Genomic DNA, 19,715 nt, shown 5'->3' with positions numbered 1-19,715 from the left:
AGTTGTTGCCATGTATGCCGAAGTTCTTCGGGCGCCGGCCTATCGAGCTTACCGCAGCCGGCTTTATACGCTGCTTCAAATCCCCATCGATGCGTCGGACCAACGTATCCACGAATTGATCGAGGTGGGGTTTCTAGCTGTGCGGCTGAAGGCTATGGCTGATGAGGGCGTCATCAGCCCTTTTGAGCGTGATCACATCATTCCACTGGAAATGCTTGAGAATCGCTTGAGTCGAGGCCAAGCTCTCACGGTGGACGAAAGCGATCGGCTGTTTCGATCGGCGCACATTGCTGCGCTAACAGAAGCGCTGCTTGGCGATAGCGGCAAAGCGCATCGCTGGCTGACCAAACCCAAAGAGCGCTTTGCAGGCAAGACCCCGGTGGCAATGTTGTCAACCATTCAGGGAACCCGCCAGGTAGAGGAAGCGCTGGTGCAACTTGCAGAGGGTTTTGTATTTTGATTCTCCGATGAGTCCTCGCTGGATTCCCGGCTGATCAAGCATTAGCGCCAGCCCGCCCAGGCTCCCTGAACACCAACGAAAACACTGTCTGCCCCTCCGCACTGGCGACCTGCACAGTGCCGCCGTGCATCTGCATGATGGACCAAATGATGGCCAGCCCCAGCCCACCAGAGTCGCCGGGGTCGGTGCGGTGCGCGTCTACGCGGTAGAAGCGCTCGAACAGCTGCGGCAGGTGGTGTTCGGCGATCGTTTCCCCTTGGTTGACCACCTCAAGTGCCAATGCGCCCGGCAATAACCGCTGGCGCAACGCCACGCGGGAGCCTGGCGACCCGTGGCGTACGGCATTGGCCAGCAGGTTGGCTAACGCGCGCTGCAGCAAGGCCTGGTCGGCGTGCACGGTGCCGCTCAACTGGTGATGCAGGGCCAGCCCGCGGTCCTCGGCCAGGATCTCGAAGTAGCCACACAGCTCCTCGCCTAACGTGGCCAGGTCGATGGGTGCCCAGGCCAGCGGGCAGTCGCCATGGTCGGCACGTGCCAGAAACAGCAGGTTGGTCACCATGCGGTTCAGCCGTTCGAATTCCTCCACGTTGGACGCCAACAGTTCTTGATAGTCGGGTAGCGTCCGCGCCTGGCTTAGGGCCTGCCCGTTGCTGGCCAGCAAGGTATGCAAGGGGGTGCGCATCTCATGGGCCAGGTCGGCAGAAAACTGGGAGAGCCGCGCGACGCTGCTTTCCAGCCGGTCCAGCATGCCGTTGAGTGCCTGCACCGGCAGGTGCAGTTCCCGAGGCATGGGGTGGAGGTCCAGGCGTTGATCGAGGCTGCTCAACGTGATCCGGGCCACGCTGGCTGCCATCTGCTCAAGGGGCTTCAAGGCCCTACGCAGCAACAATAGCCCGAGCAGAAAGGCCAGTACCGTGCCGAGGCTGACGGCCAGGTACACACGTAGGCGGTAGCTGGCCAGCATGGCAGTGCGTTCGTCCAGGCGCTTGCCGACGGTGACGTAAAGGGCTTCACCTTGCCGCCCCTGTGCGCGGCCCGCCAGTAACAGCAGGGGTAGTGCACCATCAGGTGCCCACAGCACCACGTCCTCGCGCCGAGGGGCGGTGCCCAATGGCAAAGCGCTTAACGTGGGCAAGGTGTCATTGTGCGGATTGATGGCGATCACGTCAGCCACTTGCGTGCGACCGACCATCAGCAGGCTTTCCTGATTGCCCAGCATGTTCTGGTACAGGCGAGGGCGTTGTTGCAGGGCACTGAGGCTGTCGCTGTCCTGCAACAGCGCCCGCACCTGTTCCAGCCGGCCCATCAAGGCGATATCGTCACGGTAGGCAACCTCAGCTTCAAGGCTGCGGTACAGGAACAGCGCCGTGGCACCCAGCACGATGCCACAGGTGGCCGCGAAGGCTAGGGCAGCGCGCCATGTCAGTGAAGGCGAACGCGAGCGGTCAGGCATCGGGGGCTTCCAATTGATACCCCACCCCACGCACGGTGTGGATCAACCGAGGCATGAACGGGTCGTCCAGCTTGGCACGCAGCCGGCGCACGGCGACGTCCACCATGTTGGTGTCGCTGTCGAAATTCAGGTTCCACACGTGGGAGGCGATCAGCGTGCGCGGCAGCACTTCGCCGCGCCGGCTGGCAAGCAGGTGCAGCAGGGCGAACTCTTTGTTGGTGAGCACGATGCGTTGCCCGGCGCGGGTGACCCGCCGGCTGAGCACGTCCAGTTCCAGGTCTGCGATGCGGTAGTGCTCCAGCTCCCGGGGCGGGCCCCGACGCAATAGCGTGCGCACACGGGCCAGCAGTTCGGCGAAGGCGAAGGGCTTGACCAGGTAGTCGTCCGCGCCCAGCTCCAGGCCTTTGACCCGGTCCTGAACCGAATCCCGTGCGGTCAGGAACAACACCGGTGTATCGGCCCGCTGGCGAATGAGCTTGACCAGTTGCCAGCCATCGAGCCCAGGCAGCATTACGTCCAGAATGAACAGGTCGTAGGCCTCCTCTTCCAGGCAATGCCGCCCGTCGAGCCCGTCCAGGGCCACGTCTACGGTATAGCCCGCTTCCCTCAGCCCTTTGGCCAGAAACCCTGCGGTCTTGGCCTCGTCTTCCACCAATAGCACGCGCATGGTTCGCTCCAGAGTGACTGCGCACAGGCTAAGCCTCCCAGGCCTCATTGCCCATTACAAAGTTGTAATGCCTGCGACGCCAAGGTGAGCGGGGCCGTGGAGTAGGGTGTGCTCCGTCAACCAAGGAGCCCTTATGACCGTCAAGCCATTGTGTACCGCCTTGCTGTTGCTGGTTGCCTGCCAGGCGCACGCCGCCCTGCCGCAGCATCCCGAGCTGGACCTGCCCACTGCCCGGCAGTTGGTGGACGCCGCCCCCTGCAAGGCAGCATTTGCAGCACTGGACCTAGGCGGCAACCCGCTGTTGATCCAGCGTAGCAATGGTACCGGCCCCCACAACGCCGATGCTGCACGGCGCAAGGCCTACACCGCCTTATCCACGAAAACGCCTACCCGGCAACTGGCCGACATGGCCCACCAGAATCCCGACGCGGCCAACCTGGCCACCGTGCCTGAATTGTTGCTCCTGGGCGGCGGCGTGCCGTTGTACCAAGGCGACGCGCTGGTCGGCGCCTTGGGCGTGGCGGGCGCAGGTGGCGCACGGCAAGACGAACAATGCGCACTGGACGCCGTGGCCAAAGTTGGCCTTCTCACTCACCCTTGAAGGAAGTACTTATGAAACGATCTAAATGGATTCTGGCCCTTGGCCTTGCCAGCGTGTCCACCTTGGCCCTGGCCGAGCCCACCTCTAACCCGAACACCAACCCCCTGAGCGTCCATGTGCTGAACCTGGAAACCGGCGTGCCTTCGGCAGGCGTGCAGGTTACCCTGGAGCAGCAGGTGGGTGAGCGCTGGAAGCCGCTTGGCCAGGGCGTCACCAACGAGCAGGGGCGAATTTCCGAGCTGTTTCCCAAAGGCGTCCCCTTTCTGAAAGGGGAATACCGGGTGGTGTTCAAGACCGGGGATTATTATCGCCACCAAGGCCGTGACAGCTTTTTCCCGGAAATTCCTGTGGTATTCGATGTGACCCAGACCACCCAGCACTACCATATTCCGTTGCTGTTGAGCCCGTACGGGTTCAGCACGTACCGAGGGTCCTGATCCTGGCCTTCGGGTCCAGGTCAGTAACGGCTTGCTTACAAACGGATCCCTCCTGACTTCCCGTTGTCAACTGCTCATGAAGGGTACTCAACCTCTGCAATGACAAGGTTGGGCAGCCCCGTGCCCTGCAGACGAGGTTTGAGAATGGAAGACTTTAAAAAGGCCTTGGCCACACTTAACCCTCCACTGGACACAGCCGTAGAGTTCAGAGAAAGAGTGATGCATGTGGTGCTGACGGACCCGGCCATCAACGCCACGGCTGTAAGGGACATCGAACCGTGGCAATACCAGAACAGGGATTTGTTTCAAGTGATTATCCTGCATGCCATCAACGAGCTTCAGCGCAAAGGCTCACATGCACTGTTGAAGAAGCTCCCCTTGGTGGACGGCCGCTTGATGGACGCTACAGATTTCGGCTCCTGAAAAGCTTTTTGTAGACGGCTCCAGGGCTTGTACCAAGCGCCCAGGCTGACCTGAAAAGCAGGCTGAAGCTGTACAAGTCTGCTATTTCGTCGAATAGGTGGGAAGGATGGCGCATGCGCGTTGTCGTAGGATGACCTGATGACGAGACTTGTGTACTCATGGGGCACCCAGACTTTACACCACCCTTAGAATCGCCCGTTATCCTCATTGTAGAAGACGACATGATCCTTCGGGAGTTGTTGGCTGAAGTGATTGCGGACATGGGCGCCGTAGTCCACACCGCCCGAACGGCAGATGAGGGCGTTGACGCCATGATGGCCCACGCGGAGCTAGACCTATTGATCACCGACGTGGTGACACCGGGCCGTACCTCTGGGTGGGAGCTGGCCGCCTGGGCCTACCATCATCGCCCGGAGTTGCAAGTGATCGTTACCAGTGGCTTCAGCCTCCGGCAGACAGTTGATCTTCCGCCCAATGCTACCTTTGTAGCCAAGCCCTGGTCGCTAAGCGACATCTGTGCATTGGTAAGCCAGCGCCTTGAGCAACGTACGCTAAAATAGTTATGCCAGCCGTTCCATGTAGAGGGGTAATGCCGGTTCAGGCAGCACAGACAACACTTTGAGACGTTGCAGCGTGCGTTCCCGCGCGCGCAGCAGGTGTTCGCGCAGGCTGAGTGCGGCCGATTCCACGGTCCCGTGTAGCAGCGATTCAAACACCAGCCGGTGCTCGTTCAGCATGGCGTCATCCATGCTGGTGTGAAGCGCCTCGTGCAGTACGCGGCCGATACTCATGGGGATTTGGCACTGGCCAATGATGGCGGCCATGCGCGCATTGGGCAGGCCGGCCAGGCATGTCACGTGCAGGTCCTGCTCGATGTGCTCGATGGCCGCCCGTGTCACCTCTGCACCGGCCTGCTGTGCCGTGGTGATGCGCGTGAGCATGGCTTGCAGCTCGTTGCGTGGCACGGCACCGGCGCGCTGGCGCAGGGCATCGGGCTCCAGCAGCCCGCGCAATTCGTAGTCTTCGGTGATGGCATGGGCCGTCAGCGGACCCGCCAGCCAGTGCGCGTAGGGCTCCTTTTCCACCAGGCCACGGTCACGCAGCCGCATCAGGGCTTCGCGGACCACACTGCGGCTCACGTGAAGGGTTTCGGCTGCCTGCTGCTCATCGATACGGTAATGCCCGAACACCATCACATGGGTGACGGCCCTGGCCAACGTATCGTAGACCCGCTCGCCCAACGCGCGGGTATCGATCAAGTGCTGCAAGGGCTCCAGGCCCAGTAACGCTCGGCTCAGGGGCAGGCGGCAGGGCGTTGCGTCTTGCCCTGGGCCGCCGATCACGTAGCCTCGGCCTTCAAACCGCTGAATCAACCCCTCCTCGTGCAACAGGGCAAGGGCCTGCCGTACAGGCACCCGGCTGGTGCCAAACAACTGTGCCAAGGGCGCTTCTACCAGCACCAGGCCCGGCACTGCGACGCCTTTGAGGATCGCACTGCGCAAGGTGTCGCGGATCATTTCGTAGCGTGACGCGGAACGGTCTTGGGGGACAGCAGTGGGCATGGGCTCGGTCCAGAGTGCGGCAGCGGTTGATTCTCTCATAGCCTGCGGCGCTCAGCAGCGGGGTGGCCGTAACACCCCAGTGATACCTGGCAGTGCACGTGTTACAGGAATGCCCAATAATGGATCATTTACAAAATAGTACATTAGTGGATCCTAACAAGCGCGGCGCTCTAGGACAGGCATAGTTCACCTTTAACTGGCATTGGATAATGGTTCTGTGTGATTGGCACGAACGCTGCTATGAATAAAACGTACATATTTATAATGAATACGTTTTAAGGAGTGGCCATGTTCGAGGATGCACAGGCCTTTGCCGCAGCCTTTCAAGCGGGTACAGATGACCCCGTGCGTGCCTTGGAAGCGGCATTGGCCCAGGCCGACACGGTGCCTGCCGCGTTCATCACACTGACTCCAGCCCGTGCATGGCGTGAAGCGGAAGCGTCCAAGGCGCGCTGGGAAGCTGGTGAGCCGGTGTCTCCCCTGGACGGTGTGCCTATGGCCTGGAAGGACCTGTTCGATCTGGCCGGCACTGTCACCACGGCAGGTGCTCAGGCCTATCGCTATCGTACGGCCGCTACCCAGGATGCAACTTTGGTCAATGCCCTGGCTAAGGCCGGGCTGGTCAGCCTTGGCAAAACCAACCTCAGCGAACTGGCGTATTCAGGGCTTGGCCTCAACCCTCATTTTGGCACGCCCACTAACCCGGCCTACGCAGAGGCGCGGGTGCCTGGTGGTTCATCTTCAGGGTCTGCCATCGCAGTGGCGGCAGGGGTAGTACCGCTGGCCATGGGGACGGACACCGCCGGCTCCATTCGTATTCCTGCAGCCCTCAATGGGCTGGTGGGCTATCGCAGCAGTCGCCGCCGTTACGCGTTCAGTGGGGTGTTCCCCTTGGCGCGCTCCCTCGATGCACTGGGCCCTATAGCCCGCAGTGTGCGTGATGTGGTGTGCGTGGACCAGCTATTAGGCGGGGGCGCCGTTTCCCGGCCGCTGCCCCTGGCCGGCTTGCGCCTGCGGCTGGACCCGCAACTGATGGCTGATACCCGTATTCAGCACGCCGTGCGCACTAACCTGCTGGCGGCGGTAGAGCGCCTGGCGCAGGCCGGTGCGGTGATCGAAGAACGCCCTGTGCCGGCGTTCGCCACCGCCTTGAGCCTGATTGAAGCCCGTGGCTGGCTGGGCAGTGCAGAGGCCTTCGCCCTGCACCAGCCGCTGCTGGACAGCCCGCTGGCCGAACAGCTGGACCCCCGTGTACGCACGCGGCTGGAAGCCGCCCGCGCCTTTCCGGCCAGCACTCAAGTGGCGCTGTACCAGGCCGCCGACGACCTGCGCCAGCAGCTCGCTGAACAATTGGACGGTGCACTGCTGATCACCCCTACCGTGGCCCACGTGGCGCCCTTGCTCAAGCCGCTGGAGGCAGACCCGGACCTGTTTGCACGCACTAACTTGGCCACCCTGCGCCTGACCATGCCCGGCAGCTTGTTGGACATGCCCGGCATTGCCTTGCCCAGCGGCACAGATGCCGAGGGGCTGGCCACCAGTGTGCTGCTCTCTGCGCCCAGTGGAAACGACTGTTATCTGTTACGGGCTGCGCTGGCCATTGAGGCCTTGGTGCGCAGCGCCTGATCCCTGACAACCTGGAGGAGCAACACAATGGCTAAAGAAATTCTGGTGTCCATCGGCGTGGATGTGGATGCCGTAGCAGGCTGGCTAGGCTCTTATGGCGGGGAGGATTCACCCGACGATATCTCCCGCGGGCTGTTCGCGGGGGAGGTAGGGTCGCCACGCTTGCTCAAGCTGTTCGACAAATACCAACTGCGCACCACCTGGTTCATCCCAGGGCATTCGGCCGAAACCTTCCCCGCGCAGATGAAGGCTGTAGCAGAGGCAGGCCACGAGATTGGCATTCACGGCTACAGCCACGAAAACCCTATTGCCATGACGCCGGAGCAGGAGGAGGTGGTGCTGGACAAAGCCATCGAGCTGATCACCCAGCTGGCCGGGAAACGCCCCACCGGCTATGTGGCGCCCTGGTGGGAATTCAGCAACGTGACCAATGAGCTGCTGCTCAAAAAAGGCATCAAGTACGACCACAGCCTGATGCACAACGATTTCACCCCGTATTACGTTCGGGTGAAGGACAGCTGGACCAAGATCGACTACAGCGCCCACCCCGATACCTGGATGAAGCCCTTGGTGCGTGGCCAGGAAACCGACCTGGTGGAGATTCCGGCCAACTGGTACCTGGATGACCTGCCACCGATGATGTTCATCAAGAAGGCCCCTAACAGCCACGGCTTCGTCAACCCACGGGACATCGAGGTGATGTGGCGGGACCAGTTCGACTGGGTGTACCGGGAAATGGACTACGCCGTGTTCCCCATCACCATTCACCCCGACGTCTCCGGCCGCCCGCAGGTGCTGCTGATGCTGGAGCGGTTGATCGAGTACATCCGCAGCCATGAAGGGGTGCGGTTTGTGACCATGGATGAGATCGCCGACGACTTCATCGCCCGCCAGCCACGGCAACGCTGATCCCTTACCTGCGAGACCACCGCCATGACGACGCCAACCGCAATGCCGCTGCGCACGCCGCTGCACACACCAACCCCTACTGATTGGGCGCCGGTGCCCCTGGCGACCAAAGACGTGGTATACGCCACTTGGATCGCGTTCTTTGCTTGGGTATTTGCCGTATACGACTTCATCCTGTTCGGAACGCTGCTGCCGGTGATGGGTGGGCATTTCAGCTGGAGCCAGGCTGAACAAGCAGAAATCGCCACCTGGGTGGCCGTGGGCGGCGCTGTGGTGGCGTTTGCCATCGGGCCACTGGTCGACCGTATCGGCCGCCGTGGCGGCATCATGTTCACCATCGGCGGCGCGGCCCTGTGCTCGGCGTTGACCGCGGTGTGCGCCGGCATGGGCAAGGGTGCGTTGATCGGCGTGCGCTCGGTGGCAGGCCTGGGGTATGCGGAGGAAGGGGTGAATGCCACCTACCTCACCGAGATTTATGCGGCGTCCGAGGACCCCCGCCTGGTCAAACGCCGTGGTTTTATCTACAGCCTGGTGCAAAGCGGTTGGCCGGTGGGCGCGCTGATCGCGGCAGGCCTTACCGCCTTGCTGCTGCCTCACATTGGCTGGCAAGGGTGTTTCGTGTTTGCCGCCGTGCCCGCGTTCGTGATTGCAGTACTGGCGCGCAAGCTCAAGGAAAGCCCGCAGTTCCAAGTGCACCAGCGTATCGGTGCGTTGCGCAAAAGCGGGCAGGACGCCCAAGCCCGTGCCCTGGCCCAGGCCCACAGCGTGGACTACGACGACCACGCCAAGGCGGGCGTAGCGGCAGCCTTCCGCGGCGCGGCCCTGCGCCCGACCCTGGTACTGAGCCTGGCGATTCTGCTGAACTGGTCGGCGATCCAAGTGTTCAGCGTGCTGGGTACGTCGGTGATCGTAAGCGTGCATGGTCTGTCGTTCGAGAATTCCCTGTGGATTCTGGTGCTGTCCAACCTGGTGGGCTTTATCGGCTACCTGTTCCACGGCTGGCTGGGGGACCGCATTGGCCGGCGCAACACCGTGGCCATCGGCTGGATGCTGGGCGGGCTGAGCTTCTTCGCCATGGTCCAGGCGCCCAGCCAACTAGGCATTGTGGTGGCCCTCTACAGCCTGGGGCTGTTCTTCCTCACCGGCCCCTATTCGGCCATGTTGTTTTTCATGGGCGAAAGCTTCCCCACCAGCATTCGCGCCACAGGGGGCGCCATCGTGCATGCCATGGGCCCGGTGGGTGCGATCCTGGCTGGCCTGGGCATTACCGGGGTGCTGTCCGCCGGGGGCGATTGGCACAGTGCGGCCCTGTGGTTCGGCGCCTTGCCGTGCTTTCTGTCTGGCGTAGTGATGTGGGCCGCACGCCATGTGGACCCTACCCATATCAAATGATTGGAGACCATTGATGACTTCTGCCCAACCTGTAGCCTTGATCACCGGGGCCGCCAGCGGCATCGGCCAGGCCTTGGCCGTGGCCTACGCACGGCACGGCATTCATGTGGCTGGCGGCTATTTCCCTGGCGACCCCCACAACCCTGACGACACCCGCCAGCAGGTGGAAGCCGCCGGTGGGCAATGCCTGCTGCTACCGGCGGACGTGACTGATGGCGCCTCCCTGGATGCACTGGCCGCTGCGGCAGTGGAGCGCTTTGGCCGGCTGGATTACGCCGTCGCCAACGCCGGCCTGCTGCGCCGTGCGCCCTTGCTGGAAATGACCGACGAGGCCTGGCACGCCATGCTGGACGTGGACCTTACCGGGGTGATGCGCACTTTCCGCAGTGCCGTGCGCCACATGAACGGAAGCGGGGCACTGGTGGCCATTTCCTCCATTGCCGGGGGCGTGTATGGCTGGCAGGACCACAGCCACTACGCGGCCGCCAAGGCGGGCGTGCCTGGCCTGTGCCGCTCGCTGGCCGTGGAGCTGGCCAGCCAGGGCATCCGCTGCAACGCGGTGATTCCCGGCCTGATCGAAACCCCGCAATCGCTGGACGCCAAGAATTCCCTAGGGCCTGAAGGGCTGGCCCAGGCTGCAAGGGCCATCCCTTTGGGCCGGGTGGGCAAGGCCAGTGAAGTGGCCGAGCTGGTGCGTTTTCTCACCAGCGACCTGGCCAGCTATATCACCGGCCAGAGCATTATCGTGGACGGTGGTTTGACTGTCCGCTGGCCAGAATAAGGAGGCCCCATGAACCCCTTGCACGAACGCCGCGCCGTGATTACCGGCGCCGCCAGTGGTATCGGTGCCGCCATTGCCCACGCCTATGCCCGGGCCGGTGCCCACTTAGTGCTATGTGACCGCAACGCCGCACAGCTCTCGGCGGTTTCCACCCAGTGTCGAGACCTAGGCGCACAGGTGGTGGAGTCGGTGGCGGATGTAGGCACCCGCGAAGGCGCCCAGGCAGGTGTGGATGCCTGCGTGCAGGCCTTCGGCGGTATCGACATTCTGGTGAACAACGCCGGCATGCTGACCCAGGCACCCTGTATAGACCTTACCCAGCAGATGTGGGACGACATGCTACGGGTCGACCTTACCAGCGTGTTTATCGCCAGCCAGCGGGCGCTGCCCCACATGCTGGCCCAGCGTTGGGGCCGGATCATCAACGTGGCCTCCCAGCTAGGGATCAAAGGCGGCGCCGAGCTGTGCCATTACGCGGCGGCCAAGGCTGGGGTCATCGGCTTCACCAAATCCCTGGCGCTGGAAGTCAGCGCCCACAACGTATTGGTCAACGCCATCGCCCCAGGCCCTATTGAAACGGCGTTGGTGGACGGCATCAGCCAGGCCTGGAAAACCGCCAAGGCCAAGGAGCTGCCCCTGGGCCGCTTTGGCCGCGCCGATGAGGTGGCCCCCGTGGCGGTGCTGCTGGCCTCTGAGCCTGGCGGTAACCTGTTCGTGGGCCAGACGCTGGGGCCAAATTCAGGCGATGTGATGCCGTAAGGGGAGGGGTGAAACATGTGTGGGTTATGCGGCTTGATCGGTGAAGACGGCCATTGGAGCGACCCCTTGGGTAACAGCCTGCCGCGGCGGCGGGAGCGGCTGCGGCGGATCGCGGCCATCAACCGGGTGGTAGCGCCGTTTCGGCTGACTATCAGCGACGTGCAAGGCGCGTCTTACCTGCTCCAGGGCGCCACAGGTCGCCAGGCGCTGGCCACTGGGCTGGACGAACTCTGGCAGCAGGCTGAAGCGCTGATCGCCCGCCCGTTGGACCCTCTCGACCCGCGTATTCTGGATGCCTTGGAAGCTCGGCCATGAGCCTGCCGATCAGCGTGATCACAGGGTTCCTGGGCAGTGGTAAAACTACGTTGCTCAACCGCTTGCTGGCCGGCGAAACCCTGGGCGACAGTGCGCTGCTGATCAATGAGTTCGGGGACGTAGGCATCGACCACCTGCTGGTACAGGAGGTGGCGCCGGGCACGGTGCTGCTACCCGGGGGCTGCGTGTGCTGCACCGTTAATGGTGACCTGCGCCAGGCCCTGCTGGACCTCTACGCCCGCCGCGAACGCGGCGAGGTGCCAGCCTTCAAGCGGGTGCTGTTGGAAACCACCGGCCTGGCAGACCCGGCGCCCATTCTGGCCACGTTGCTGCGTGACACCCAGTTGCGAGGCCGTTATCACCTAGGCCTGTTGGTGACGGTGGTAGACGCTGAGCAGGCCGAGTTGCAGCAGCGGCTGCACCCGGAATGGCTGGGGCAGGTCACGGCGGCGGACCGCTTGCTGCTGAGCAAAGCGGACCGGGTGCCAGAGGCGGTTCTCAACCAGGTGCAAGAACAGCTTCACGCGCTTAACCCTTCTGCCAGTCAGGCCTTGGTTCAAGACATCACCGCCGGCGATGCGCTGCTGTTGGGGGAGGGCCTGCGCGGCGCCCACCCGGAACGGGAAGTCGCGGGCTGGCAGCTGTTTTCGTCAGTAAATGCCAGCCGTCATGGCAACGCCGAGGTGTGCTGCCTGGCCTTCGACCAGCCCCTGGACTGGGTGGCCTTTGGGGTGTGGCTGTCGATGCTGCTAAGATGCCATGGCGAACGCATTCTCCGGGTCAAGGGCCTGCTCGACGTGATTGATTCTCCCCAGCCGATCGTTATCCACGGCGTGCAGCATTGCCTGCATGCCCCGGTTCACCTGCGTGCCTGGCCCGAGGGCAAGCGGCAATCGAGGCTGGTCTTTATTGTGCGAGACCTGGATACGGCGCAATTGCGTCGCTCCTTCCGCGCCTTTTTGGGTGACATCGGGCACGCGGCATGAGTGAACCCATCACGCTGCGGGTACTGGGCACGTCTGTCACGTTGCTGGAGCCCATTCGGCAACGTGCCGAAGAGGAGTTGGGGATTCGGCTGGAGTACCAGATCCACGACATGCAGGCGGCCCAGCGCATTGCCGTAATGCAGCCACAGAGCTACGACCTCTACGACCAATGGTTTCACAACGTGGATTTCGTGTGGCCCGCCCGGGCTATTCAGCCTATCGACACCCGCCGGGTAGCGCTGTGGGACGAGATCAACGACCTGCCCAAGCTGGGTCGCCTGCGCCCTGATGATCGCCTGGCACAAGGCAGCCTGCCGTGCGACCGCCTGTATGTGCAGCACGATGGCAGCCTGGGCAGCCGCCGTAGCGACTTCATCAGCATGCTGCCCCTGACCCATAACGCCGACAGCTTTGCGTACCGGCCCGAGCACCTGCCGGCGGCCCTGGCGAACCAGCCGCAAAGCTGGGCCTGGCTGCTGGCCAAAGGGTGGTGTGGCCATGCCGCCCTGCAAAGCGATGCAGCCATTGGCGCGCTGGATGCCGCCCTGGCAGTACAGGCCAGTGGGCTGGCGCAGTTCCACAACCTGGGCAACCTGCGCCTGGAAGAAATCGACACCTTGGCCCGCTGCTTGATCGCGCGTCAGCGCCAAGGGCACTTCGCGGCCTTCTGGTCGGATGACCGGGAGGCGGGGGAGCTGATGCTGGGGCCGAATATTCATATCCAGAGCCTGTGGTCACCCACCTTGATGCAACTGCACCGGGCAGGCTTGCACTACCGCCTGGCCGTTCCCCAGGAAGGGTACCGGGCCTGGTTTGGCGGCCTGTCACTGTCCCGCTGCCTGGAAGGGCGGGCCAAGGATGCCGCCTACGCCTACCTCAACTGGTGGCTGGCCGGTTGGCCGGGTGCGGTGATGGCGCGGCAAGGTTTCTATATTTCCAACCCGCCCCGTGCACGGGACCACCTCACACCCGCCGAATGGGATTACTGGTATGACGGCAAGCCCGCTGCCCAGGCACTGCCTGGCAGCGATGGCCAACCGCTGATCGAGCCGGGCGAAGTACGGGAAGGTGGCACCTATGCCCAGCGTATGGGGCATATTGGCGTATGGAATGCGGTAATGGACGAACACAATTACCTGGTGCGCAAGTGGGCGGACTTCATGCGCGCCAGCCGTGGAAACTGACACGGCGGTGCGTGGATAAATAAATCAGCGGCTGGGCGAAGAAAATTATACTTTTGTGTTCAAGAGTGGGGCGGTAGCGTGCTGTCGCCCATAGGCCTGATCATTCTGAAGGGACGCGCCATTCGCCATGAAACACCTCTCGCAGGTTGCCTGTTTAATCACCGCGCTGCTGGCCGGTACCGTTGCACACGCTGACACCCCGGCCACTACCGAGGCCTTGGCCAAGGAGGCCAGCCTAGTGGTCACCTTGCTGGGCACCGGCTCGCCCACGTTGGACCCTAACCGCTTTGGCTACTCTACGCTGGTGCAGGCCAATGGCTTGAACCTGGTGTTCGATGCAGGCCGTGGCAATACCATCCGCTTGGCTCAGTTAGGCATCCCCTTGGGCAAGGTGACCGCCACGTTCATTACGCAGTATCGCTCGGACCATATCAACGGGCTGCCCGACCTGTGGGCCACCGGCTTTCTCCCTACCGTGCAGAACCGCCGCGCGACGCCCTTCGAACTCTACGGCCCGCCTGGCCTGGACAACGTGGTGGAAGGCATGGAGATGATGTTCACCGCTGACTTGCGCATCCGCCACGATGAAAACGGTGTAAAGGCTGACGCCGAGCATATTACGGCCCATACCTTCCACCATGCCGGTGTGGTGTATGAGCATAAAGGCGTGAAGGTGACGGCGTTCGAGGTCAACCACGGGGAATTCGTCAAGCCCAGCTATGGGTACAAGGTGCAGTACAACGGGCATACGGTGGCCCTGTCGGGCGATACCCGTTATGACCCAAAGGTGAGCGAGAACGCCAAGGGTGCCGATGTATTGGTGCACGAGGTGGGCGCAGTGTCCACGCACCACCTGACCGAAGACTGGGCCAAGCCTAGCGTTGCGCACCACACGTCACCCGAGCAGGCAGGTGAGGTGTTTGCCAAGGCACAGCCCAAGCTGGCCGTGTTCTCCCACATCTCCCGCCCCGGCCCGCAGGACGAAACCAACGCCGACGAGGCCTTGGTCGCCCGTGCCCAGAAGGCCTGGCCTGAGGGGCATATTCTGCTAGGCAAGGACCTGATGCGTATCTACGTGGGCAAAGAGGTGAATGTGGTGGAGTGGGCGAGTAACTGAAGGGCGGGTTTACCCATTGCGTTGACAAGGAGCGTTTTATGGCACTTCACCTGTGGTTCACGTTTGCTCTGGCCTATCTGGCGACTACCCTCACGCCTGGGCCCAACGTGTTGTTGGTTGTAAGGAACACGCTTCGGCATGGGCCCGCCGGCATGGGCGCCTCGTTCATGGGCAACCTTGCTGCGCAATTGCTGGTGGTCAGCGCCGTGGCCGCGGGGGTAGGGGCGCTGCTGCTGGCCCTGCCCATGGCATTTCTGGCGTTGAAAGTGTTAGGCGCAGGCTACTTGATCTACCTGGGGGTACGGCAAGTGTTAGCCCGTGAGCGCCCAGCCTTGCCTGCAACGCCTGCAGGGCACACCTTGCCAGCCGCCCGCTGGCGGATCGCTGCACAGGCGTTTTTCGTATCTGCGACCAACCCTAAAACCCTCATCTTCTTCTGCGCCTTTCTCCCACAGTTTGTAGCGCACGATCGGCCACTGTGGGCGCAGTTCGCGGTCATGTACCTCACCATTGCGGCCACGGTAATGCTGGTGCATTCGGTGTATTGCTACAGCGCCTACCGTTTGAACGGCACACTGCGCGCTAGCCGCTGGAGCCTGTGGTTCAAGCGGGTGACGGGTGCTTTGTTTGTAGGGTTGGGCGTGCGGTTGCTGGGGGCAAAGGCGGTTTAGTTGCACAGGGCGCTTGCTTGGGCCGCCCAGGTTGTAAGCAAAGGGCCGCAACCCGCCATGAGCCTGATCGGCGAGCTCAGTCCATGCTGTGGGACCGGTCGCAGCCGAAGGCGGAGGCCGGGAACCTGCTGCAGGGTAGGTTCCCGATAATCAACAGGCCAAGTTCGCGATTTCGTACGAAGCGTAACTTCGAAGGGCAGTGTAGGTGCAAGGGGATGTCTGCCAGGGAACCGGAAGCCACCTGCTACCACCCAGGGGTTGGCCTACAGCGCGGTGACCGGAAACTGCCATGAACCTACCTATCAATAGCCTTAACCCCAACCCTACGAGTTTTCTTCTACAGCCAGACCCTTCATTGTCCGAAAAGCCTTTCTCCCAAGGGGCAGGGCAACAGGGTACTGGGCAGGGCCTCTCCTTTGGTGCCCTGGGCAACAAAGAGGTGGACTTTTCCTCGCCCAGTGAAAAGCGTGCGCTGCAGGCTAACCCCACGTCCGATACACAGGGTGGCCAGGAGGCGGCGGGCGGTGGGCTCCAGGCCGAGATCATGTCGTTGCTGCAAAAGCTGATCGACATGCTCAACCAGATGATGGGCAACACGGATGGCAACAAAGGCAAGGGTGATAAATCCTCCTCTGGCAATGGCGCGATAGGCCCGTTGTCCAATAAACAAGTCGTAGCCCCACAAGCACCTTCAAGTGCCGAGCCCAGTGGTGCCCCTGCGGGTGGCGGCAATGGGGGTGGTGAGCCAGTAGGCCAAGCGGGCAGCACCGGCAGTACCGGTGGCGTAGATTCCACTGCCAGTGCCGGCAACGCGCCCCAGGGCATGCCCCAGGATTTATGGCAGGACTGTGTAGCCGCGGGAAACAAGCACGGAGTTGATCCTTACATATTGGCCGCACAGGCCAAGCAGGAGAGCCAGTTTGGTGCTGACTTGAGCGGAGACAGTGGCAAGGATGGTGTGATGCAGGTGCAGGAAGGTACCCGTGCGGACAATGCTCAAGCATTTCGTGAGCAGGCAGGGCATGAGTACAACCATGCCAGCCAGGCGGACCAAGTAGAAATGGCCGCCGTGATCATGAGCCGCTTGAAAGGCAGTGACCAGGATAAGCTGGCGGCCTATAACGGCGGGCCCAACTGGAAACAGGCTGGGGTAGCTGGGTTAGATGACTACAACCGACCTATTCACGCGAGCCAGTACGCCGACAGCGTGATGAAAATCGCCGCCGAGTTGAAAGGCAGCGCGGCCTAAGGCTGGCTTCGATCGAGCGCGCCTGCTTCGCCTGGAACACTGGCGCGGCAGGCACCATCAGGGCGCGATGGGCCTGAGCACGACAATGCCAGGCGTTTTGCTCACGTATTCGAGAAAGGGTGAATCGATCACTTTGTGCTGGCTGGGTCGCGACGACGCATTGCGCAGCACCGGGCCCTGTTCCGTGTTCAGAAACACACCCACATGCGTGACATCCAGGCCTGGGGCAGGGCTGTAGATGCCGACGTAGTCACCGGGGCGCAGCTTGCTGATGAGCGCCGGGCCCACGCGGCTGGCCGGGATGAAATGCACGTCACGCGCCACCACGGCTAGACCGGGAATGAGCGGCACACCCTGTTTGCCTGCATTCAGCGTTTTAGTGACGGTACGGCTATCCAAACTCAGCTCGGGCGTGATGTCTACCGCGTTGCGTGGCAGCGCCGCGGCCCAGTCGGTGAAGAAGTGCCGGCGGTTGGGGTAGCTGACGATGCCTTGGGCATAACGCGTGAGTATCAGGTTCTGCTGAAAGGCTGACGCATGGCTTGTTTTCCGTAGCGCCTCCACATAGTCCAGGAAGGTGAAGCAGTCCAGCCGCTCAAGGTCAATGACCAGTTGCTCGGGTGTGGTGTACGAACCCTGGAGTCGATTCGCTTCGTAAGGCGTACCCAGGAACGGCGAGGTAATGCGCTCCGCCCTGCGCTCTGGGTCCGCCATGCGTGCCTTCTGGTCAGCCACCGCCTGTGTAATCAGCGCCGTGCTGTAGGCATCCAGTTGAACCTGCGCCGGGGCACTGCCAGGCAACATGAACAAAAGCGATAACGCCGCTGGCCACACGCTACGTATCACTGGTCGACCTCCTGTTAATGTCAACTGCTTGGGTCAGCCCCCTGCACGCCTTTGTGCTTGCAGGGCGCCTGAGCGGCGAATGCCACAACGTACCACAGCCTAAAGGGCTGAATCAGTGGTCCCCTAGAACCCAGTGAGTATGCCTGTTGTAATTGTTATAGTATAACGTTTTAATGCAAGACTGAACCTTAGCCGTGAGCCCTGCACTTATGACTCTCTCGCCATCCCTTTCCCTGAACGCTTTCAATCGCCTGCCCGTAACGGTTTTATCCGGCTTCCTGGGCGCTGGGAAAACCACGCTGCTCAACCACATCCTCAATAACCGCGAGGGGCGGCGAGTCGCTGTCATTGTCAATGACATGTCGGAGGTAAACATTGATGCAGCGCTGGTTCGAAACGGGGGCGCGGGCCTGTCGCGAACCGATGAGAAACTGGTGGAAATGAGCAACGGCTGCATTTGCTGCACCTTGCGTGAAGACCTGCTGGAAGAAGTGGGCCGCCTGGCCAAGGCCGGCAAGTTCGACCAGTTGGTGATCGAATCCACGGGCATTTCCGAACCGCTGCCCGTTGCTGAAACCTTTACCTTCACCGATGAACAAGGAGCGTCCCTATCAGACGTAGCGCGCTTGGATACTCTGGTTACGGTGGTGGACGCCTACAACTTCCTGCGCGACTACAGCAGCGAGGACAGCATCGCTGAACGTGGCCAATCCATGGGTGAAGACGACACGCGCACCGTGGTAGACCTGCTGATCGAGCAAGTGGAGTTCTGTGACGTGATCGTCCTGAACAAGCTCGACCTGGTCAGTGCCCCGCAGCGTGACCAGCTCTACGGCATCCTCAAAGGGCTTAACCCACGTGCGCGTATCGAGGCGGCCGAGTTCGGCCAAGTCGCGCTGGCCAAAGTGCTGGACACTGGCTTGTTCGATTTCGATGAAGCGGCCAGCGCCCCTGGCTGGCTGCAGGAGCTGCGCGGTACGCATGTGCCGGAAACCGAAGCCTATGGCATCAGCAGCTTTGTCTACCGAGCGCGTCGGCCTTTTCATCCGGCCCGCTTTTATGCCGCCATCACGGGGGAATGGCCAGGTGTGGTGCGCTCCAAGGGCTACTTCTGGCTGGCCAGCCGACCGGCGCTCGCGTGTGGCTGGTCCCAGGCCGGGGCCATCTGCCGGCACGAAGCCGCAGGCCATTGGTGGGTGGCTGTACCCACCGAGCAGTGGCCGGAGGACCCACAGGAGCTAGCGGCCATTCGAAGCCTATGGCACGACGACGTAGGTGATGCCCGCCAGGAACTGGTGCTCATTGGCATGGGCATGAACCAGGGTGAACTCACTCGAATGCTGGACGCCTGCCTGCTCACAGACGAGGAAAGGATGCTTGGCCCCCAAGGGTGGGCAACGCTTGAGGACCCCTTCACGTTTTGAACGGTGCTGGAGCCGGTGGCTAGTGCAAACGTGTGGCATTACGCACTTCTCATCTACTAATGCAGCCTGATAGCAGGCCAGCTAGGGCGACGGTCGTTCTATTTCTCCTATTCGACAACCACCGCTGCCGAAGTAGGCCAAAACCGTTAATCAAATAGATCATAGATCCGCTGAGCGACGGCAGGCGGCAAGCCTTCTTCGTATTCATCTTGTACCAGATCCCTGTCGTAGTATTCAGTACCGTCCACTACTTGGAGCATATGAGGAGGAGTAGGACGATTGACAGGCTGGTTGGGATAGTCGTCGGGCCTCGCGCTTTCCGATTGCATTGGGTCGAACCATAGGCTACGGCCCTGATAGAAGTCGCGCTTGACCCGGTCTTCAATGAGACGCAGTAGCTCAAAGGTCTCCGGGTCGTCTGCCTGCTGTACGGTCTCATAGGCAACATACCAGGCTGCTCCCAGGTTCCAATAGATCATAAGCGCGGTTGCCAGCTCCAGCGAAGGTTGATCCAGTAACCACTTCAAGCCCTGCTGGTTGTCGCTGTAATTCGAGCCATCGGCATAGACGTGCCATTCCCATGGCGTTGCGGTGGCGAGGTGTTCCTGGGTGATGGTCCAGGCCTGAAGGGCAACATTGTGGTCTTCCATAATAGGTCGGGCTCATCAGCTGTATAGGAAATCGATCAAAGCCATTTTAACTAGCACCTGCGTACATAATCATTCGGGCGCTGACTTTTTTCTTTTTGATCATCAACTTGTGCACCTTCAATCGCCAACCAGGGCGTTTTTCGGCTACCTGCAGCCCATGAACTTGCCAAGGCGTTTTATGGGCTGGTTGTTTACGTAAGCCT

General features: G+C 61.8%; 22 protein-coding genes. 17 read left to right on the top strand and 5 right to left on the bottom strand.

The window, feature by feature from the left end; all coding sequences use genetic code 11:
- Positions 1–10 precede the first annotated feature (10 nt).
- The gene (locus ACSAMW_RS05695; protein WP_500593076.1) at positions 11–460 is read left to right on the top strand and encodes an antitoxin Xre/MbcA/ParS toxin-binding domain-containing protein; all 450 of its coding nucleotides are present in this window, start codon (positions 11–13) and stop codon (positions 458–460) included.
- Between the two features lie 34 nt (positions 461–494).
- Here ACSAMW_RS05695 and ACSAMW_RS05690 read toward each other — a convergent pair whose 3' ends face one another.
- Together ACSAMW_RS05690 and ACSAMW_RS05685 are read right to left on the bottom strand one after the other, a co-directional pair.
- On the bottom strand, positions 495–1,913 hold the full coding sequence (locus ACSAMW_RS05690) for a heavy metal sensor histidine kinase (RefSeq protein ID WP_500593075.1): 1,419 nt from the start codon (positions 1,911–1,913) through the stop codon (positions 495–497).
- A complete protein-coding gene (locus ACSAMW_RS05685) occupies positions 1,906–2,580 on the bottom strand; it encodes a heavy metal response regulator transcription factor (protein WP_500593074.1) in 675 nt (224 codons plus the stop codon). Before ACSAMW_RS05685 ends, ACSAMW_RS05690 begins: the two co-directional genes overlap by 8 nt.
- A 133-nt stretch (positions 2,581–2,713) precedes the next feature.
- Here ACSAMW_RS05685 and ACSAMW_RS05680 point away from each other — a divergent pair, with 133 nt between their 5' ends.
- The 4 genes from ACSAMW_RS05680 (at position 2,714) to ACSAMW_RS05665 (ending at position 4,601) form a co-directional block, all read left to right on the top strand.
- Positions 2,714–3,181, top strand: coding sequence for a GlcG/HbpS family heme-binding protein (locus ACSAMW_RS05680; RefSeq protein ID WP_500593073.1), 468 nt, complete (start codon positions 2,714–2,716; stop codon positions 3,179–3,181).
- Positions 3,182–3,192: 11 nt separating this feature from the next.
- Complete coding sequence (uraH, locus tag ACSAMW_RS05675; RefSeq protein WP_500593072.1) at positions 3,193–3,618, top strand: hydroxyisourate hydrolase; 426 nt, start codon at positions 3,193–3,195, stop codon at positions 3,616–3,618.
- Between the two features lie 144 nt (positions 3,619–3,762).
- Positions 3,763–4,041 carry a hypothetical protein gene (locus ACSAMW_RS05670; RefSeq protein WP_500593071.1) on the top strand — a complete coding sequence of 93 codons (279 nt, stop codon included), beginning with the start codon at positions 3,763–3,765 and terminating at the stop codon, positions 4,039–4,041.
- Between the two features lie 158 nt (positions 4,042–4,199).
- Positions 4,200–4,601: a response regulator gene (locus ACSAMW_RS05665; protein ID WP_500593070.1), complete on the top strand. Its 402-nt coding sequence runs from the start codon at positions 4,200–4,202 to the stop codon at positions 4,599–4,601.
- Here the strand turns inward: ACSAMW_RS05665 and ACSAMW_RS05660 are convergent, their stop codons facing one another.
- A complete protein-coding gene (locus ACSAMW_RS05660; protein ID WP_500593069.1) occupies positions 4,602–5,603 on the bottom strand; it encodes a GntR family transcriptional regulator in 1,002 nt (333 codons plus the stop codon).
- Between the two features lie 288 nt (positions 5,604–5,891).
- Between ACSAMW_RS05660 and ACSAMW_RS05655 the strand changes: the two genes are divergently transcribed.
- From ACSAMW_RS05655 to ACSAMW_RS05605, 11 genes are all read left to right on the top strand, one after another.
- Positions 5,892–7,229, top strand: coding sequence for an amidase (locus tag ACSAMW_RS05655; protein ID WP_500593068.1), 1,338 nt, complete (start codon positions 5,892–5,894; stop codon positions 7,227–7,229).
- A gap of 27 nt (positions 7,230–7,256) precedes the next feature.
- Positions 7,257–8,138 carry a polysaccharide deacetylase family protein gene (locus ACSAMW_RS05650; protein WP_500593067.1) on the top strand — a complete coding sequence of 294 codons (882 nt, stop codon included), beginning with the start codon at positions 7,257–7,259 and terminating at the stop codon, positions 8,136–8,138.
- A 24-nt stretch (positions 8,139–8,162) separates the two neighbouring features.
- Complete coding sequence (locus ACSAMW_RS05645) at positions 8,163–9,530, top strand: MFS transporter (RefSeq protein ID WP_500593066.1); 1,368 nt, start codon at positions 8,163–8,165, stop codon at positions 9,528–9,530.
- A 13-nt stretch (positions 9,531–9,543) separates the two neighbouring features.
- Complete coding sequence (locus ACSAMW_RS05640; RefSeq protein WP_500593065.1) at positions 9,544–10,311, top strand: SDR family NAD(P)-dependent oxidoreductase; 768 nt, start codon at positions 9,544–9,546, stop codon at positions 10,309–10,311.
- 9 nt (positions 10,312–10,320) lie between these two features.
- A complete protein-coding gene (locus tag ACSAMW_RS05635) occupies positions 10,321–11,070 on the top strand; it encodes an SDR family NAD(P)-dependent oxidoreductase (RefSeq protein ID WP_500593064.1) in 750 nt (249 codons plus the stop codon).
- Between the two features lie 15 nt (positions 11,071–11,085).
- Entirely contained in the window at positions 11,086–11,385 is a 300-nt protein-coding gene (locus ACSAMW_RS05630; RefSeq protein ID WP_500593063.1) for a hypothetical protein, read from the top strand.
- Positions 11,382–12,371 (top strand): CobW family GTP-binding protein, encoded by a 990-nt coding sequence (locus tag ACSAMW_RS05625; protein WP_500593062.1) that lies wholly within the window; start codon positions 11,382–11,384, stop codon positions 12,369–12,371. Before ACSAMW_RS05630 ends, ACSAMW_RS05625 begins: the two co-directional genes overlap by 4 nt.
- A complete protein-coding gene (locus tag ACSAMW_RS05620; protein WP_500593061.1) occupies positions 12,368–13,555 on the top strand; it encodes an ABC transporter substrate-binding protein in 1,188 nt (395 codons plus the stop codon). Before ACSAMW_RS05625 ends, ACSAMW_RS05620 begins: the two co-directional genes overlap by 4 nt.
- Positions 13,556–13,682: 127 nt before the next feature.
- Complete coding sequence (locus ACSAMW_RS05615) at positions 13,683–14,672, top strand: MBL fold metallo-hydrolase (protein WP_500593060.1); 990 nt, start codon at positions 13,683–13,685, stop codon at positions 14,670–14,672.
- Between the two features lie 38 nt (positions 14,673–14,710).
- On the top strand, positions 14,711–15,343 hold the full coding sequence (locus ACSAMW_RS05610; RefSeq protein ID WP_500593059.1) for a LysE family translocator: 633 nt from the start codon (positions 14,711–14,713) through the stop codon (positions 15,341–15,343).
- Between the two features lie 289 nt (positions 15,344–15,632).
- Positions 15,633–16,592 (top strand): transglycosylase SLT domain-containing protein, encoded by a 960-nt coding sequence (locus tag ACSAMW_RS05605; protein WP_500593058.1) that lies wholly within the window; start codon positions 15,633–15,635, stop codon positions 16,590–16,592.
- A 57-nt stretch (positions 16,593–16,649) separates the two neighbouring features.
- On the opposite strand, the gene ACSAMW_RS05600 is transcribed toward ACSAMW_RS05605, so the two are convergent.
- Entirely contained in the window at positions 16,650–17,438 is a 789-nt protein-coding gene (locus ACSAMW_RS05600; RefSeq protein WP_500593057.1) for an N-acetylmuramoyl-L-alanine amidase-like domain-containing protein, read from the bottom strand.
- Between the two features lie 209 nt (positions 17,439–17,647).
- On the opposite strand from ACSAMW_RS05600, the gene zigA reads away from it, so the two are divergent.
- Complete coding sequence (zigA, locus tag ACSAMW_RS05595) at positions 17,648–18,862, top strand: zinc metallochaperone GTPase ZigA (protein ID WP_500593056.1); 1,215 nt, start codon at positions 17,648–17,650, stop codon at positions 18,860–18,862.
- Between the two features lie 146 nt (positions 18,863–19,008).
- Here zigA and ACSAMW_RS05590 read toward each other — a convergent pair whose 3' ends face one another.
- Positions 19,009–19,512, bottom strand: coding sequence for a DUF4274 domain-containing protein (locus ACSAMW_RS05590; RefSeq protein ID WP_500593055.1), 504 nt, complete (start codon positions 19,510–19,512; stop codon positions 19,009–19,011).
- Positions 19,513–19,715 lie beyond the last annotated feature (203 nt).

The organism is Pseudomonas sp. AB39(2026) (assembly GCF_059831485.1).
The sequence above is the reverse complement of the archived record's forward strand: the minus strand, read 5'-3'. Positions and strand labels throughout refer to the sequence as shown.